Annotated in this window: 9 protein-coding genes, 2 tRNA genes, 2 rRNA genes and 1 pseudogene; 11 read left to right on the top strand and 3 right to left on the bottom strand. The window is 59.7% G+C overall.

Features of this window, described 5'->3' with window-relative positions; genetic code table 11:
* The first annotated feature begins 3 nt into the window (after positions 1–3).
* The 4 genes from METLI_RS08450 to rrf all read left to right on the top strand — a co-directional run bounded on the left by METLI_RS08450 (position 4) and on the right by rrf (position 3,384).
* Positions 4–75, top strand: a tRNA-Ala gene (locus METLI_RS08450).
* Between the two features lie 109 nt (positions 76–184).
* Positions 185–3,110, top strand: a 23S ribosomal RNA gene (locus METLI_RS08445).
* 74 nt (positions 3,111–3,184) lie between these two features.
* A tRNA-Cys gene (locus tag METLI_RS08440) sits at positions 3,185–3,256 on the top strand.
* A gap of 6 nt (positions 3,257–3,262) precedes the next feature.
* A 5S ribosomal RNA gene (rrf, locus tag METLI_RS08435) occupies positions 3,263–3,384 on the top strand.
* Positions 3,385–3,522: 138 nt separating this feature from the next.
* Here the strand turns inward: rrf and METLI_RS08430 are convergent.
* The gene (locus METLI_RS08430) at positions 3,523–6,558 is read right to left on the bottom strand and encodes an Ig-like domain-containing protein (RefSeq protein ID WP_004039451.1); all 3,036 of its coding nucleotides are present in this window, start codon (positions 6,556–6,558) and stop codon (positions 3,523–3,525) included.
* A gap of 793 nt (positions 6,559–7,351) precedes the next feature.
* On the opposite strand from METLI_RS08430, the gene METLI_RS13190 reads away from it, so the two are divergent.
* The gene (locus tag METLI_RS13190; RefSeq protein ID WP_157203251.1) at positions 7,352–7,528 is read left to right on the top strand and encodes a hypothetical protein; all 177 of its coding nucleotides are present in this window, start codon (positions 7,352–7,354) and stop codon (positions 7,526–7,528) included.
* 293 nt (positions 7,529–7,821) lie between these two features.
* Here the strand turns inward: METLI_RS13190 and METLI_RS08425 are convergent, their stop codons facing one another.
* The gene (locus METLI_RS08425; RefSeq protein WP_004039450.1) at positions 7,822–8,451 is read right to left on the bottom strand and encodes a type 1 glutamine amidotransferase family protein; all 630 of its coding nucleotides are present in this window, start codon (positions 8,449–8,451) and stop codon (positions 7,822–7,824) included.
* A gap of 246 nt (positions 8,452–8,697) precedes the next feature.
* Here METLI_RS08425 and METLI_RS08420 point away from each other — a divergent pair.
* The 4 genes and pseudogenes from METLI_RS08420 to METLI_RS08405 form a co-directional block, all read left to right on the top strand.
* Positions 8,698–9,636: pseudogene (locus METLI_RS08420) on the top strand (IS5 family transposase); the annotation flags it as partial.
* A gap of 488 nt (positions 9,637–10,124) precedes the next feature.
* Positions 10,125–11,672: a radical SAM/SPASM domain-containing protein gene (locus METLI_RS08415; RefSeq protein WP_004039449.1), complete on the top strand. Its 1,548-nt coding sequence runs from the start codon at positions 10,125–10,127 to the stop codon at positions 11,670–11,672.
* Complete coding sequence (gene ahbB / locus METLI_RS08410; protein WP_004039447.1) at positions 11,659–12,147, top strand: siroheme decarboxylase subunit beta; 489 nt, start codon at positions 11,659–11,661, stop codon at positions 12,145–12,147. The genes METLI_RS08415 and ahbB overlap by 14 nt, the downstream gene beginning before the upstream one ends.
* Positions 12,144–13,328, top strand: a complete 1,185-nt coding sequence (locus METLI_RS08405) for a radical SAM/SPASM domain-containing protein (protein ID WP_004039445.1) — start codon at positions 12,144–12,146, stop codon at positions 13,326–13,328. The genes ahbB and METLI_RS08405 overlap by 4 nt, the downstream gene beginning before the upstream one ends.
* 18 nt (positions 13,329–13,346) lie before the next feature.
* Here METLI_RS08405 and METLI_RS08400 read toward each other — a convergent pair whose 3' ends face one another.
* Positions 13,347–14,804: a catalase gene (locus tag METLI_RS08400; RefSeq protein ID WP_004039435.1), complete on the bottom strand. Its 1,458-nt coding sequence runs from the start codon at positions 14,802–14,804 to the stop codon at positions 13,347–13,349.
* Between the two features lie 142 nt (positions 14,805–14,946).
* Between METLI_RS08400 and METLI_RS08395 the strand changes: the two genes are divergently transcribed.
* Complete coding sequence (locus METLI_RS08395) at positions 14,947–15,789, top strand: ATP-binding protein (RefSeq protein ID WP_048104180.1); 843 nt, start codon at positions 14,947–14,949, stop codon at positions 15,787–15,789.
* A 58-nt stretch (positions 15,790–15,847) separates the two neighbouring features.
* A complete protein-coding gene (locus METLI_RS08390; RefSeq protein WP_004039432.1) occupies positions 15,848–16,249 on the top strand; it encodes a cupin domain-containing protein in 402 nt (133 codons plus the stop codon).
* The last annotated feature ends 217 nt before the right edge of the window (positions 16,250–16,466 follow it).

Genomic DNA, 16,466 nt, shown 5'->3' with positions numbered 1-16,466 from the left:
ATCGGGCTCATAGATCAGTGGGAGATCGCCGCCTTTGCGAGGCGGAGGCCGGGGGTTCAAATCCCCCTGAGTCCATTTCAATGCACCTGGAGATGCGAATCTGCAGGGAAGGGCTGAAGGTCAGATACCCTGACCTGAGGAGGCCGTGTAAAGGTATGCACAACGGGCGTCAAATGGGTTCAGCGGAAAGCTGGACAGAAGCCTGTCAGTGAATGGCTCGGTTCGAGTGCTGATGAAGGGCGTGCCAAGCTGCGATAAGCTCCGGGGAGAGGCATGGAATCTACGATCCGGAGATACCCTAATAGGACATCCTAACACTTCGGTGTTGATCCGTCAGGATCGGGAACCCCCCGAATTGAAACATCTTAGTAGGGGGAGGAAAAGAAATCAATCGAGATGTCGTAAGTAAAGGCGATCGAAAGCGACAGAGTTCAAACTGAATCCCTCCGGGGAGATGTGGTGTGGTAGGCCTGCCGTGTGGTTGTTGCGACGAAGTGGAAGTCCTCTGGAACGAGGTACCATAGGGGGTGATAGTCCCGTACACGTATGTCAATGCAACCTGGCAGAGTCCTGAGTACCGTGGGTTGGAATTCTCGCGGGAATCTGGGGGTCATCAACCTCCAAAACTAAATACACCTCGAAACCGATAGCGTATTAGTAGCGTGAGCGAAAGCTGAAAAGTAACCCTGAAAAGGTGGTTAAAAGCGCCTGAAATTGACAGGTTATAGTGTGTTACGGCGCCAAAGGATCTTCCATGCGAAGGAACCCGTCGCGAGGCGGTAGTACGGGTATGGTTGCCAGTGTCGTAACTTACGTTTTGAAGAACGGGCCAGAGAGTTTATCTCATTGGCGAAGGTTAACCGTAGAGGGGAGCCGGAGCGAAAGCAACAAGTCCGTAGCCTTCGGGCATGGGACGGCGTATTAAAAGTGCGCGAAGTCAGTGGGATAAGACCCGAAGCCGGGTGATCTATGCGTGGGCAGGTTGAAGCGTGACGAAAGTTGCGTGGAGGACCGCCTGAGGTTTTGATATGCAAATCATTCTCGTGACCTGCGTATAGGAGTGAAAGATTCATCGAACCCGGCATCCGCTGGTTCCTTCCGAAACATGCCGTAGCATGACCTGGCCTGAGATCGTCGGTGAGGTAGAGCACTGATTGGGGGTAGCGGGGGAGAAATTCCTCGTCCTCCTGTCAAACTCCAAATTCCCCGACATCTAAGACGGCTGGAAGTCCGCATTACGGGGTAAGCTTGTAATGCGTAAGGGAGACAACCCAGACCGTGGTTAATGTCCCTCAATGTAGGCTCAGTGTCAACACTGAAAGGCGTCCTAGGCCAAAAACAACTGGAAGGTGAGCTCAGAAGCAGCTATCCTTCAAAAAGTGCGTAACAGCTTACCAGTCTAGGTTTAGGGCACTGAAAATGGACGGGGCTAAAGCCTACTACAGAGACCACGGAGCACCGTAAGGTGATCTAGTAGGAAGGCGTCCCGCATGGGTAGAAGCAGGGTCGTAAGTTCCTGTGGACCGTGCGGGAATGAGAATTCTGGCAGTAGTAGAAGCATAGATGGGTGAGAATCCCATCCGCCGAAGGGGCTAGGTTTCCTCAGCAATGTTCGTCAGCTGAGGGTTAGTCGGTCCTAAGATACACCGTAATGCGAGTGTGTCAACAGGGAAACAGGTTAATATTCCTGTACCATTCAATCTTTGCTTAGCAATAAGCGCTGACGCTTCGGGATATACCGGGCGGGGCCGTCGCCCCGTCTAAGCATGTAAGTCCGGGGAGTACCGTAATGGTGAGAACCGGGTGAAAGTGTGATAGGGAAACTTGGTAAATTCCTGGAGCCCATGAAAAGGCGATTGAATGTCCGTACCGAGAACTGACACAGGTGCCCCTAGCTGAATAGGCTAAGGCGTGTCGGATCAATCGTGTTAAGGGAACTCGGCAAAATGGCCCCGTAACTTTGGAAGAAGGGGTGCCTGCTTGGTGATCAAGCAGGTCGCAGTGACCAGGGGACTCTAACTGTCTAATAACAACATAGCTGACTGCAACTCCGTAAGGACTAGTATAGTCGGTGATTCCTGCCCAGTGCGAGTATCTGAACACCGGTTCCAACCGGACGAAGGACTCGTAAACGGCGGGGGTAACTATGACCCTCTTAAGGTAGCGTAGTACCTTGTCGCTTAATTGGCGACTTGCATGAATGGATTAATGAGAGTCCTACTGTCCCTAACACGAATCCGTTGAACCTTTTATCCTGGTGCAGAGGCCAGGGACCCCAAATGGGAAGTGAAGACCCCGTGGAGCTTTACTGCAGCCTGTCGCTGTAGTACGATATTCCTTGCGCAGTGTAGATGGGAGGCGTTATATCCGTTCCTTCTGGGGAACGGGGAGCCGTCGATGAGACACCATCCTTGGTTTGTTGTACTACTCACTCTTACGAGGACACCGATAGGTAGGCAGTTTGGGTGGGGCGCCACACCCTCGAAAAAATATCAAGGGTGCCCTAAGGTCAACTCATGTGAGTCAGAAACTCACAGAAGAGTGTCAAGAGCAAAAGTTGGCCTGACGCGATTATGAATAGCAAATAATCGCGAGAGGAAACTCGGGTCTAACGAACCAATACGCCCTTTTGGTGAGGGCTATTGACGACAGAAAAGCTACCCCGGGGATAACAGAGTCGTCGCCGGCAAGAGCACATATCGACCCGGCGGCTTGCTACCTCGATGTCGGTTCTTTCCATCCTGGCTGTGCAGCAGCAGCCAAGGGTGAGGTTGTTCGCCTATTAAAGGGGATCGTGAGCTGGGTTTAGACCGTCGTGAGACAGGTCGGTTACTATCTATTTGGGGTGTCAGGAGTCTGAGGGTAAGAAAGAAATAGTACGAGAGGAACTTTCTTTCGTCGCCACTGGTCGATCGGTTGTCCGACAGGGCAATGCCGAGCAGCTACGCGATAAGGGGTAAAAGCTGAAAGCATCTAAGCTTGAAACCCGGCCCAAAAAGAGACTCCGTTACAGGACATGGGTAAAAGACCCGCTTAATAGGCTTGGGATGTACGCACGAAGGCAACGACGTGTTCAGTCCGCAAGTACTAACGTCCAAATCCAGTTTTCCGTTGAACCCAGACGAAACCCGCTGTGCATACCTTTAAAATCTATAATCGCTAACATTATAGAGCACACACGGTCGCCAAGGTGGCGGAGTGGCTACGCGGTTGACTGCAGATCAACTACATCCCGGTTCGATTCCGGGCCTTGGCTTTGGGTGATAGCGGCCATAGCAGTGGGGAAACACCTGGACTCATTCCGAACCCCGCAGTTAAGCCCACTCACGTAACGCTCGGTACTGAGTTGCGGGAGCACTCGGGAACAGCGATACGCTGCTATCCCCTCTCTTATTAAAATGCATTGAACATTCGTTTCTTCTCTCTTGATTCATCTGGACTATGTAAAAGGCGGATGCGCTTGACTCTCATGTGTCAATAAAAAGGGAATCCATTCTCAGTCCAGCGCTGTATGGCCCTATTTTATTCGATCCTGATCTTTGCCGTCTCTATGATCCCGACCGGGATCGGGGCCGGGAGTTCTGCGATGGCGTCGGGGGCGTCAGGCGCCTGCGCGTGGACCCGGATCGTGTAGTAACCGGCGGGCAGCGCCCTTATGTCCAGGGCGGCCGCCTGTGTTCTCTCTCCTGCGGATACCTGTGGCATGGTGTGGAAGTGGTTCCAGGTCCGGCCGCCGTCATCCGCATAATAGAGGTGCTGCCCGGCGGTATCGCTGCCGGTGTAATTGATCGTCCACCCCACCTGCAGAAAGTCGGTGACCGGTCCGGAGCCGACCCGCTGAAGGTCCCTGACCTCCAGGGCGGCGGCGTCAAGGCCGGTGATGTTCAGGTCAGGGACGACCGTGATGAAGGTGTCGGGCAGTTCGAGGTTGTCGGAACCGCCGTTGAACGAGATGACCGAACCCGGCCCGAAGATGTTGATATTCCCGCTCATGAGGGTTTTGAGGGTGTAGGTCGCCGTCCAGGTCTGGTGCAGCCTGACCGTGTCGATCTTGAAGTGGAGGACCTGATCGTCCTCCCAGTCGGCGGTCTGATCCTCGGTGTGGGGCTGGACGATCACATGGTGTCCGGTCTCGTTGTCGATCCAGCTGGTGATCCTGGTCGAGATGCCCTCGATGTGCCGGTAGGCGAAGACCTCTCTGCCAGGTTCTGGCGTGTCGTTCACCTCAATGTCCTGGAAACTCAGGTCCATCGTGGTGTCCACGCCGGCCTCGGTCTTGAGTTCGCCGGCGATCCGCCGGTAGATCGTCTGGAGTTCCGCGGTGTTTTTTGCCCAGGTATAGGTCGCACCCGTGGATCTCGAGAGGGTTGTGAGGTCCTCTTCGACACGCGGATCGAGATTTGAGACAAAGCCGATGGTGTACACCCTGACCTTTTCGTCGTCTGCACCGCTGTTCGCATAGACCGACATGTTCTGGTTGGTGAACCGGCCGTCTGTACAGATGGTGCCTGCGAACTCGGCATTATAGGGGTATTCCCGGTACCATGTCGCACTCACCGCCGCGGTCCCCCTGGGCTCGGGGAGGTCGTGGTACCACTCGTACTTTTCCGCGCTGAAGTCGTATGTTCCGACATAGCCGCTCCATGGATAGCCGGCAAATGTCTCGGGGTATGCCTTGTGGTGGGATGAGAGATAGGGATCATTGTCCGGGTATCCGGGCCCGATGGCGAGGGGGGAGCCGTGGAGGTTCCAGTCCCCATCAGACATTAGTACCACCGCTTTGACTGCATCGTTTCTGCCTGTTGTCTTGAGCATCCGGATCGCTTCATAAAACGCCCTTCTCATGTTGGTCCCGCCATCAGGTTTCAGGGCGTTGATCGCCGAAACGATGCTGGCCTCATTTCCGGTCAGGTCCTGGTCGATTGCAGCGCTCCATGAGAAGGAAACCAGCCCGACCCTGTCGTTCTCAAGGTTCATCTGTTCGATGAAGTCGATTGCCGCTGTTTTTGCGGCGGCAAGTCGGGTCGGGCTGATGTCCGTGCCCCCCATGCTCCCTGACCGGTCGATGACGAGCACCACGTCGATCGGGTCGGGCTGGAGCGCCCAGCCGTCGCCCTTGAGGGTGACGGTCACGTTGACGCTGCCGTTTATTTCGAGGGTCTCGGGATCGACGGTGGTCGAGATGGAGAGGTACGGGTAGTTCTTCCAGGTGAGCGGGATGGAGCGGGTGACGCCCTCCCAGGCGGCGGTCACGGTGCAGGTGCCGGTGGCCGTCGGGCTGTAGTCCGGATGGTTTTTATCCAGGGTGAAGGCGCCCGGCCTGAAATAGACCGTGGCATAGCCGTCGGCGTCGGTCGCAGCCTCTGCGGCGAGGAGCGAGGGGGCGGCGGTGGCGGCATACCCTGTGGTGTCGATCTCCTGGACCGTGAAGGCGACCGTCTCGCCCGGCACCGGGTTGCCCTTGATGTCCATCACCTTCGCCCTTACGGCGGCGGTCTGGTCGGGTTTTACGTCCAGGCTCGGCATGGACTGCGGGCCTGCGGTGAGGATCATCTCCACCGGGTCGGTGCTGGTGAAGGAGAGGGTCGTCGAGCAGGTGACGTTCTGGTCATCGACCGCGGTTGCCGTGATCGTGACCGTGCCGGTGGTGTCCCTGGGGCCGTAGGTGATTGTGGCCAGACCGTTTGAGTTCGTGGTGACCGTCCGGTCCTCGCCGGGCAGGGCGGCGATCGTCAGGGACCGCCCTCCGGCCGGGTTGCCGTGGAGGTCTTTCAGGGTGTAGACGAGGGAGAACCTGCTCGCGCCGTCGGCCGGCACCCAGAGGTCGGGGGTGACCGCACAGTCGATCGAGGCGGGGACGGCGTTTGCGAGCCCTGTTATCAGGATGTAGTGGTCGGCGACGGCGCCGGGGAAGTCGGCGTAGATGATGTTCGTGCCGCTCTTCAGGTCGGCCTGGAAGGGTGCGGTCAGGTAACCGGTGGCGTTCACCTCGATTGTGGCATCGCTTGTGTATGCGCTTCCGTCATGGATGCCGGCTGACCCGGTCGGGGAGCCGACGAGGAAGCGGGCGGTCTCCGCCGTCTTACGGGAGTCGACCGGGTTTCTGTACCGGTCTTCCAGTCGGATGGTTATGGAGGTGGTGGACCCCGCGGTGATCTCGCTCTCGTAGTCGAGGGAGGCGATCCGGTACGGGGTGGCGTGGTCGATCTCCAGGGAGCACGAGGCCGAGGCCTCTTTGACGGTGGCGGTGATCGCGGCCGTCCCGCTCTTTGTTCCGGGTTTGAAGAAGGTTTTTGCTTTTCCTTCGGCATCTGTGGTCATCCCTGTATTTTTTATCGAGCCCATCGCCGGGTCGCAGGAGAAGAGGACGTTTATGTTTTTCATGGGGATGCCGGCGCCGTCGGTGACCACGGCCGTGATGGCGGCACTCTCTGCACCGCCTGCGACCAGCCAGCCTGTGCCGGCGGTCACGGTGATCCTGGGGGGCTCGGAAGCCGCCGCCGCGGTGCAGAACAGCAGCAGGCCGATGAGGAGGAGCCCTATTTTCGGGGGTATCATGGGGTGTTCTGGCCGGCATATGTCTGCTATAATATATAATTGTATTTGTATAATTGTGTGTTGTTTTTTCCCCTTGCGCTTTATTTCATTTTTTTCCGGGATTGAATGGGGGATTGCGGGTGGCAGGGATCACAGAATTTCTGCCGTGGGTGGCGGGGGGTGCTGTGTTCTGGCCTGACCTGGGGGCAGCAGAAGGGGCGGCGGCGGCATTTTCTGGCTATTTGGGGCGATTTCCGCCGGCTCTCCCTGCCTCTCTGTACCTTCCTGGCCCTGCCCGTGGGCAAAAGTCCTCGCCCTTCGCGGGAGGGCGTCCTGGGGCTGATGGAGTAGGGCTGTTTTTGGGCGAACCTGGAAGGGGGGGCCGGAAATGGCACTTTTGAAAATGAGGCTATTTCCGTCGAGATAAGGGCGGTGGGATTGACAAATGGCGGCGAAATTGGGGAGATCTGGGGTGGGTTGTGTCACCGCCCGCGTCGTGGTCCCGGGAGATGGGGTGCAGGATCCGGGCTTGAAATGGGGTATTTTGTCGGCGAAATCCTTAAAATGGTGCATGATGTGCTGATTTTTTGATGTAGGCAAGGGAGCGTTTCCTGTCTATGGGTCTTCATCTTTTTTATACAATGCTCGTATCTGCTCCCGCCCCGATACTGCGGTTATCCCGCGAGCCCCCCTCCTCTCGCAAGTGAGTATGAAGAGGGATGAAGAGAAGATGGAGAGGTGATGGCTTGGGGGCCCTGCTCCTGCTCACCGCCGCTCAGGTGACGGTGCCGGCGGCCCCATCGCCCTGATCGTGGTGCTCTCCACGTTTGTCCGGGCTCTTCTTGATCTGGGGGCGTATTTCGGTGTCTCGGTCGCCCTCACCAGCCTGACCATGATCCTCTTCTTCAGTGCGGGGATGGTCCTGGGGCACCGTGTGCTCAGCCCGGGGATGATCAAAGGGGTGGTGGGGGGCGGTGTGCCGGTGTTGTGATCTTTAGATTTTACAGATATAGCATTGGAATAAATTCATCATAGGCTACATCATCTCTGGTCTCAGGAGTTTATTGGGTAAATCCAGGAAACTAAGGATCAAATTACTCTGTTGAAATCCTTCCCCCAACGCGCTCAGGGGGCGAGGGTGACTACGGTTTCGATCTTTTGAGATGCCCTAATACCGTCATTCTCCACGGGGCGGTGGTCGACAGACCCCGGGCACCCGTGGCTCCATCACCATCCAATGCCCATCCGATCAGGTTATCAACAGAGCCAGAATTTTCTTTTTTGTTATTGAGAAGGCAGGGATGCCATGAGGGCATAGAAAAATTCCGGTTTCCTTAACGTAAAGAGCCCGTACCATGCGTCGAGGGTTGCGGGATTCATGACATCCAGTTTCCTGAATATGCTGCAGGCAAATTCAACCGGTGCAAGCCCGCTTGCCGTGATAAGGTTCCCGTCTGTCACTGTAGGCTCTGTCCGGTAAAATTGCTCTCCTTTGTATCCGGGGCAGAACATTTTGAGCACTTCGGGATCATTGCTGGTGTGGGGCCGGTTGTCAAGCAGCCCGGCATTGGCCAGGCCGAGGGTAGCCCCGCAGATTGCTGCAACAACCATCTCCTGCTCAAGGAGCGTGTCTACCATATTGATAATCGACGCATGGGCGGGATCAAGCCAGGTGTCTGCGCCGGGCAGGAGCAGGAGATCTCCTTTTTTGGCCCTGATATTCTCAATGGTGATACCCGGTGTCAACTTCAATCCGCCCATCGTCGTTATCGTGTCCAGGGATTTTCCGCACAGGACGACATCGTACTTCAGCGACGGGTCTTTGAGGTACCTCCCGGAATGGAGTTCGCCAAGGGCGTGGCCGGCTTCCCAGTCGGAAAGCGTATCAAGGATATAGAGATAGAGTGTCGGCATCTGGCATCACTACGCCATCACCACTTGGCGGGATGAGATATCAATTTTACTTCCCGAAATTACCGGCAATTTAAAAAAAAGTGCTCTGTTGAAATCCGAAACTAAAAGGGGTAGACCGACGACCGAAAGATCTAAGGTACAGTGTCTCCTTCATTTGATGTGTGGTCAAATAGAAAGGAGACAATTAAAAGATCGGCGAGCCGGAATATCAGGTTTATCCAGGCCGCAATGTAGGTCATAAAGTAGACTCACCTCAAGCCCTATTCCTGTAAGTATTCGAAGAAGACTTACGCCCAGTATCAGCTTCTTGCTCTCGTTCTTTTCAAAGACTTCAGGAACCAGCACTACCGGGAGTTTATTGAAGATGTTGGTGACATGGAACAAGTTCAGGATATCCTGAACCTCTCAATCGTACCGCATTTCACCACACTCCAGAAATTCCTCTGCCGGATAAAATCTCTGTACCTTCGGCTGACATTCAAGAAAACCGTGAACCTGTTCTACTCCACTGACGATACAATTCCCCTAACCGCAATCGACTCATCCGGGTTTACCAGCGGATACTGCAGTCATTATTTTTCTGAGCGAACCGGTAAAATCCGAAAACATTTCCTCAAAACATCAATCTCGGTTGATACCGAACAACAGGTTATTACCGGATTCGTTGCCTCGAAAAGCCGGGTTCATGATACCCGGCATGCAGAGAAACTACTCAGGCAATGCCACAATCTCCGGAAATCCGATTGTTATGTCATGGATCTGGGATACGACTCTGAAGCCATTCACCGGCTGATCAGGGAAATCCTTCATGCCAATTCGGTTATCCCTCTCCGATCCTGGAATGCTGACTTCGTTGGTGGGACGTACCGACAGGAAATGGCCACTCGGTTCAATGACATCATCTACCCTCGACGACAACTCGTTGAAAACAAATTCTCTGTCTTGAAAAGAAAATTCTCCGGGGATCTCAAAGCAAGAATATTTCTCATCCAGACAAAAGAAATCGCCGGAAAAATGATTGTCTGTAACCTCCACAGATTCTTACAATTTCTCATCGTGGAGGTTTTCTACAGTGCAGAAAATCTTATATCCATTTCCCTCCTATCCCCTCATAACAGAGGAGATCATTTCCGATCAGCATCCGATAACGTGCGGATTGAAATGTTTTCCAAAAACAGGCGTTGATCAGGGCTCCACGCCCGCCCTCACCCCACCACATGTGCACCTATGCACCCATGTGCACCAGCCTGCACTCCATAAATGCACCCAAAAAAACAATTCTAAATCCCCCAATTCCAAATCCATCCCCGCCAACCCCCATCCTCCCCCTCATGTGCACCCCAACACCGATCGCACACACCCCCCCACCCACAGACCCCGACCGACCAGGTGAGGTGGGTGCCTCTATTCTGGTGCAATCTACTGGTATAGGAGAGAGAGATCTCTCTCCTCTCTATAGAATATACAATTCCAGCTCGATCCTCCGTCCTCGTCCTTTGCACATTTCCGGTGCATTTTCGGTGCACATGGGGTGCAAGAGTGCCACCGCCGCCGGGGGGAACACCCTCCTCTCGCCCTATACCGCCGGCCAGAAATGCCGTCATCCACCCCCATCCAAAGGTTGAAATCGGCGGCGACCAGAGGTAAGGAGAGATGCAGCGCACAACGGGCCAATCCGACACAGACCCCCCCTCCAGGGTCACCCCCCCTCCCCGGCCCTGATCTCCTGGAACATCACCCTCCGCTGCCCCCTCAAATGCGCCCACTGCTACGCCGACGCCGGCGAGCAGGAGGCCGAGGGCGCCCTCACCACCGAAGAAGCCTTCCGCGTCCTCGACCAGATCGCCGCCGCCGGGCGCCCGGTCGTCATCCTGAGCGGCGGCGAGCCCCTGATGCGGGAGGACATCTTCGAGATCGCCCGCCACGGCACCGACCGTGGCCTCATCATGGCCATGGGCACGAGCGGCTACCTCCTCGACCGGACGACAGCGCACCGCCTCGCCGGGGCCGGGATCAGGTCGGTCGCCGTCAGCCTCGACTCCGCCGACCCGGCGACGCACGACGCCTTCCGCGGCGTTCCCGGCGTCTGGGAACGGGCGGTTGCGGCGATCGGGCACTGCCGGGAGGAAGGGATCGGCGTGCGGATCAACATGACCGTCACCCGCCCGGCCCTGGACGACGTGGACGGCGTCCTCGCCCTCGGCCGGTCCCTGGGCGTGCACGACTACCAGATCTTCTTTCCCGTGGAGACCGGCCGGGGCAGCGGCCCGGGCAGCCCCCATGCATACGAGGCCCTGATCAGGGAGATCCTCCTCCGTTACCGGGACAGCGGCCTCCGTATCCGCCCGACCTGCGCCCCCCAGTTCCGCCGCATCGCCGAAGAGGCCGGGATCGAGAACCCCGGCTGGAGCCGCGGCTGCCTGGCCGGCATCACCTACTGCCGGATCTACGCCACCGGCGAGGTCACCCCCTGCCCCTACCTCCCGGTGAGCGCCGGCACCCTCTGCACCACCCCCTTCGCCGAGATCTGGCAGACCTCCCCCCTCTTCCAGGCCCTCCGCGACCCAGACCGCCTCACCGGAAAATGCGGGCGGTGCGGGTATAAATCGGTCTGCGGCGGCTGCCGGGCGCGGGCGTACCGCGGCGAGGCCGCCGTCCCTGCCAGATGGTGCGACGGCCTCCTCCGCCCGGACGACCCCGACGGCGAGGTCTGCGGCGAAGACCCCTGGTGCCCGTACGACCCATCCCTCGACCTCGCCCTCCTCGACGCCCTCCAGGACGACCTCCCCCTCGTCCCCCGCCCCTGGGCCGGGATCGCCGCCTCCCTCGGGACCACCGAAGCCGACCTCCTGGAGAGGATGCAGCGGCTCCAGGCCGCAGGCGTCCTCCGCAGCATCTCGCCGGTCCTCGAGTCCAGGCGGTTCGGCATCACCGCCGCCACCCTCATCGCCCTCCGCGTCCCCGAGGACCGCGTCCGCGAGGTGGCGGCGATCGTCAGCGCCTACCCCGAGGTCTCGCACAACTTCAGGCGTGACCACCCCTACTCCCTCTGGTTCACCCTCGCCGCCCCGACCGAAGAACGGCTCCATGCCGTCCTCGCCGAGATCCTGGACCGCACCGGCATCCCTGAGGGCGATATGCTCAACCTCCCCACCGTCCGGGCCCACAAGATCGATGTCCGCTTCCCGCTGCTCCAGGAGGACGCCCGTGGACCAGACTGACCTCGCCCTCCTCGCCGAGCTGGAGCAGGGCATCCCCGCGGTCGAAGAACCCTTCGCCGCGATCGGGCAGAGGATCGGCATCTCCGGTGAAGAGGTGCTGGAGCGGGTGCAGCGCCTCAGGGACGACGGCGTGATCAGGAAGATCCGGGCCAGGATCAACCAGCGGCTCGTCGGGATCACGGCAAACGCCCTGGTGGCCTGGCGGGTGCCCGCGGGCGGGGAGGAGCGGGCAATCGCCTATTTCTCGTCCTCACCCGGTATCTCCCACTGCTACCACCGCCGCCCGGTGCCAGGGCGATGGGAGTACACCCTCTACACCGTCCACCACGGCCGCAGCCGAACCGCGGTGCTCGCCGCCGTCGAAGAGGCGGGGCGGGCGTCCGGCTGCACCGACCCCTGCGTCCTCTTCAGCACCGAGGAGTTCAAACGGGTCCCGAACGTGCGTATCGGCGAGAACAGAGGCGATCTACCATGAACAGACTGACACAGTGCATACACGGACGCGGGACGATCAGCGGCGTCATGCGCCACCAGAACAGACCGCTCACCGAAGTGCCGGGAAAATACCTCGCCTTTGTGCAGAACTACCGCCCGGTCGTCTTCTGGAACCTCACCGACCGCTGCAACCTCGCCTGCGCCCACTGCTACAGCCGGTCGGGCCCGGACTGCCGGAAAGAGGCAGAACTCTCGACCGCCGAAGCCCTCGCCCTCATTGACGACCTTGCGGCGGCAGGCGTCCCCCTCATCCTCTTCACCGGCGGCGAACCCCTCCTCCGCGAGGACCTCCTCGACCTGGCGTGGGCGGCGGCAGACCGCGGGATCCGGACCGCCCTCAGCACGAACGGCACCCTGATCACCGCCGACGCCGCCCGGATGATCCGGGAGTGCGGGATCGGCTATGCCGGCATCTCCCTCGACGCTGCGAGCCCCGCGATCCACGACGCCTTCAGGAACAGCAGGGGGGCATTCGACCGGGCCCTGGCCGGGTTCGCCCTCTGCCGGGAGGCCGGCGTCCGGACCGGCCTGCGTGTCACCCTGACGACCGAGAACCTGGGAGAGCTTGCGCCCCTCATCGACCTTGCGGCAGACCTGGGCGCCTCCCGCTTCTGCCTCTACTGGCTCGTCCCCACCGGGCGAGGCGGCGAGGCCTACGAGCGCCTCCAGGTGGGGCCGGAGGAGGTGGACGACGCCCTCACCCTCCTCTACCATAAGGCGAAGACGACCGACCCCGGGTCCATGGAGTTCCTCACCGTCGACGCCCCCCAGGACGGCGTCCACCTCCTCAGGTCCCTGGAGCGTGACGGTTCCCCCGACGCCGCCGATGCCCGCACCCTCCTCCAGTCCACAAACGGCGGGTGCAGCGCCGGCCTCAGGGTGGCGAACATCGACCCGCAGGGCAACGTCTACCCCTGCCAGTTCGCCCGTTTCCCCGAATTCCTCGTCGGAAACATCAGGGAAAAACCGTTCTCACGCCTCTGGCAGGAGACCGACAACCCGGTCCTCTCCCTCTTCAGGGCCAGAGACCTCCCCATCTCCGGCCCCTGTGGGACCTGCACCTACCGCACCCTCTGCGGCGGCGGCTGCCGGGTGCGGGCCTATGCCGCCACCGGCGACCCTCGGGCCTCTGACCCCTTCTGTTCGGTCAACCAGGAGTGAGAAAAAAGGTTGGTGGGCTCACTCCACCCGGTCCATCGGGATCCCCAGGGCGTCTGCCACGCCCTTTCCATAGGCCGGATCGGCCTGCATGCAGTTGTTGATATGCCGGATCTTGATGAACTCGGGCACACCCTCCATCGCCCGCGCCGTGTTCTCGCAGAGCACCTGCTGCTGCTCAGGGCTCATCAGGCGGAAGAGTTTGCCGGGCTGGGTGTAATAATCTGCATCGTCCTCGCGGAAGTTCCAGGCGCCCCCGTCGCCCGAGAGCTCCAGGAACGGCTCCCGATACCCGGGCTGCTCCTGCCACGCCCCGAAGCTGTTCGGCTCATAGCCCACGGTGGACCCGGCATTGCCGTCCACCCGCATCTGGCCGTCGCGGTGCGAGGGGTTTGCATAACACCTCGGGCGGTTGACCGGGATCTGGTGGTGGTTGACCCCCAGGCGGTAGCGCTGTGCGTCGCCGTAGGAGAAGAGGCGCCCCTGCAGCATCTTATCCGGCGAGAACCCGATCCCCGGCACCGCCGCGGCCGGGTTGAACGCCGCCTGCTCCACGTCCTGGAAATAGTTGTCCGGGTTCCGGTTCAGTTCGAGGACGCCGACCTCGATCAGGGGATATTCCCCCTTGTACCAGACCTTGGTCAGGTCGAAGGGGTTGTACGGCATCGCCTTCGCCTGCTCCTGGGTCATCACCTGGATAAACATCGTCCAGCGCGGGAAGTCGCCCCGGTCGATGCTCTCCATCAGGTCGCGCTGGTTGCTCTCGCGGTCCTTTGCGACGATCTCCGCCGCCTCCTGGTCGGTGAGGTTCTTGATCCCCTGCTGGGTGTGCAGGTGGAACTTCACCCAGACACGCTCGTTCCCGGCGTTGACCATGCTGTACGCGTGGCTGCTAAAACCGTGCATGTGGCGGTAGGAGAGGGGGATGCCGCGGTCGCTCATGGTGATCGTCACCTGGTGGAGCGCCTCGGGCAGGGAGGTCCAGAAATCCCAGTTGTTCGTGGGCGAACGCATGTTGGTCCTGGGGTCGCGCTTGACCGCCCGGTTGAGGTCAGGGAACTTGTGGGGGTCGCGGAGGAAGAAGACCGGGGTGTTGTTCCCGACCAGGTCCCAGTTCCCCTCCTCGGTGTAAAACTTCATCGCAAAGCCGCGGATATCGCGCTCTGCGTCGGCGGCGCCGCGCTCCCCGGCCACGGTCGAGAAGCGGACGAATACATCGGTCTTCTTCCCGATATCCGAGAAGACCTTTGCCTTTGTGTACCGGGTGATGTCGTGGGTGACGGTGAACGTCCCGAAGGCGCCCGACCCCTTGGCGTGCATGCGCCGTTCCGGGATCACTTCGCGGTCGAAGTGGGCGAGTTTCTCCATGTACCAGACGTCCTGCAGCAGCATCGGGCCGCGGGGCCCGGCCGTCATGGCGTTCTGGTTGTCCCCCACCGGTGCGCCGGCGGCCGTTGTCAGTTTATTCTTGTTTTCCATAGGTCATCCCTCGATCTTTAGCGGGCGGGGCCGCGAGGTGTATGATGGAAACTATCCCCGGGCTGATTTAAACCTTGCCCGAAACCCGGCGGCCGGATCACAAATGTTTTTGCGCTAACAGGGAGGTATCTGGAGTATCATGGTGAAGAGAAAGATCATCGAGATCGACGAGGAGAAGTGCACCGGGTGCGGGCTCTGCATCCCTGACTGCCCCGAAGGGGCGCTCCAGGTCATCGAGGGGAAGGCGCGGCTGGTGAGCGACCTCTTCTGCGACGGCCTCGGCGCCTGCATCGGGACCTGCCCTGAGGGAGCGATCCGCGTCGTCGAGCGGGAGGCCGGCCCGTACGACGAGCGGGCCGTGATGGCGAAGATCGTCCCGCAGGGCGAGGCGGTGATCCGGGCGCACCTGGAGCACCTCCTCGGCCACGGGGAGGAAGAACTCTACCGCCAGGCGGTCGGCTACCTGACCGAACACGCCGTCCCGGTCCCCTCGCACAGCACCCCCGGCGCCCCGGCGGCCTGTCCGGGGTCTGCGGTGCGGACCCTCCCTGACACGGCCCCACAGGACCGCGGGACGATGGCGTCGGAACTGCGGCAATGGCCGATCCAGCTCTCCCTCGTCAACCCCGCGGCCTCGTACTTCGACGACGCCGACCTCCTTGTCTCCGGCGACTGCGTCCCCTTTGCCTATGCCGGTTTCCACCGGGACTTCCTGCGGGGCAGGGTCCTGCTCCTCTTCTGCCCGAAGCTGGACGCTGATATCGAGGGTTACGTCGCAAAACTCGCCGAGATCTTCTCGCGGCACACGATCCGCTCGGTGACCGTCCTGCACATGGAGGTGCCCTGCTGCGGCGGGGTGCGCCATGTCGTGGACCGGGCCCTGCAGCGCTCGGGGAAAGCGGTCCCGGTCGAGGACCGGACGATCATGATCACCGGGCGGGTTGCGGCCGAGGGAGAGGTGACCCACCGGGGATGCCGGGGATGACCTGAACCCTCAAATACTCGCGGCGCAGCAGAGAGGATCATCCCGGGAGGGAACAGTGATGAAGAAAGGATTTGTCGCAGATATCGAGACCGAGACGGTAAAGAACACCAACTTCCGCAAAGTCCTCTATACCGGGCGGTTCAGCCAGCTCGTGCTGATGTGCCTTGAGCCCGGCGAGGAGATCGGCGAGGAGGTGCACGACGACGTCGACCAGTTCTTCCGGTTCGAGGAAGGCGAGGGGTCGGTCGTGATCGACGGCGTCGCGCACGCCGTTAAGGACGGCAACGCCGTGATCGTCCCGAACGGGGCGCTGCACAACGTCATAAACACCTCGAAGACCGCAAACCTCAAGCTTTACACAATCTACTCGCCGCCCGAGCACCAGGACGGCGTCGTCCGCCGGACCCGTGCGGAGGCCATGGCACAGGAAGAGCATTTCGACGGGAAGACGACCGAGTAGGTCTGCCTGGACGCAACCATCTTTTTTTCCAGCCCCCGTACTTCGCCAACATGTTTGAGACAGCCATCCGGAGATCAAACCATCACCTTCCCTTCGCGCATCTTCGCGGACTATAGCGTGAGTTTTCCAGAAAAAAATGACAAAAAAATCATGCTATAGAACGCGAAGCCGCGAAGTTCGGGTGCTGCTAACGCCGTTTTGAGTCGTCGCGTGAGAC

The sequence above is a fragment of the Methanofollis liminatans DSM 4140 genome, from assembly GCF_000275865.1.
GTDB classification, from domain to species: Archaea; Halobacteriota; Methanomicrobia; order Methanomicrobiales; family Methanofollaceae; genus Methanofollis; species Methanofollis liminatans.
This window is presented reverse-complemented; position numbering and strand designations above follow the sequence as displayed.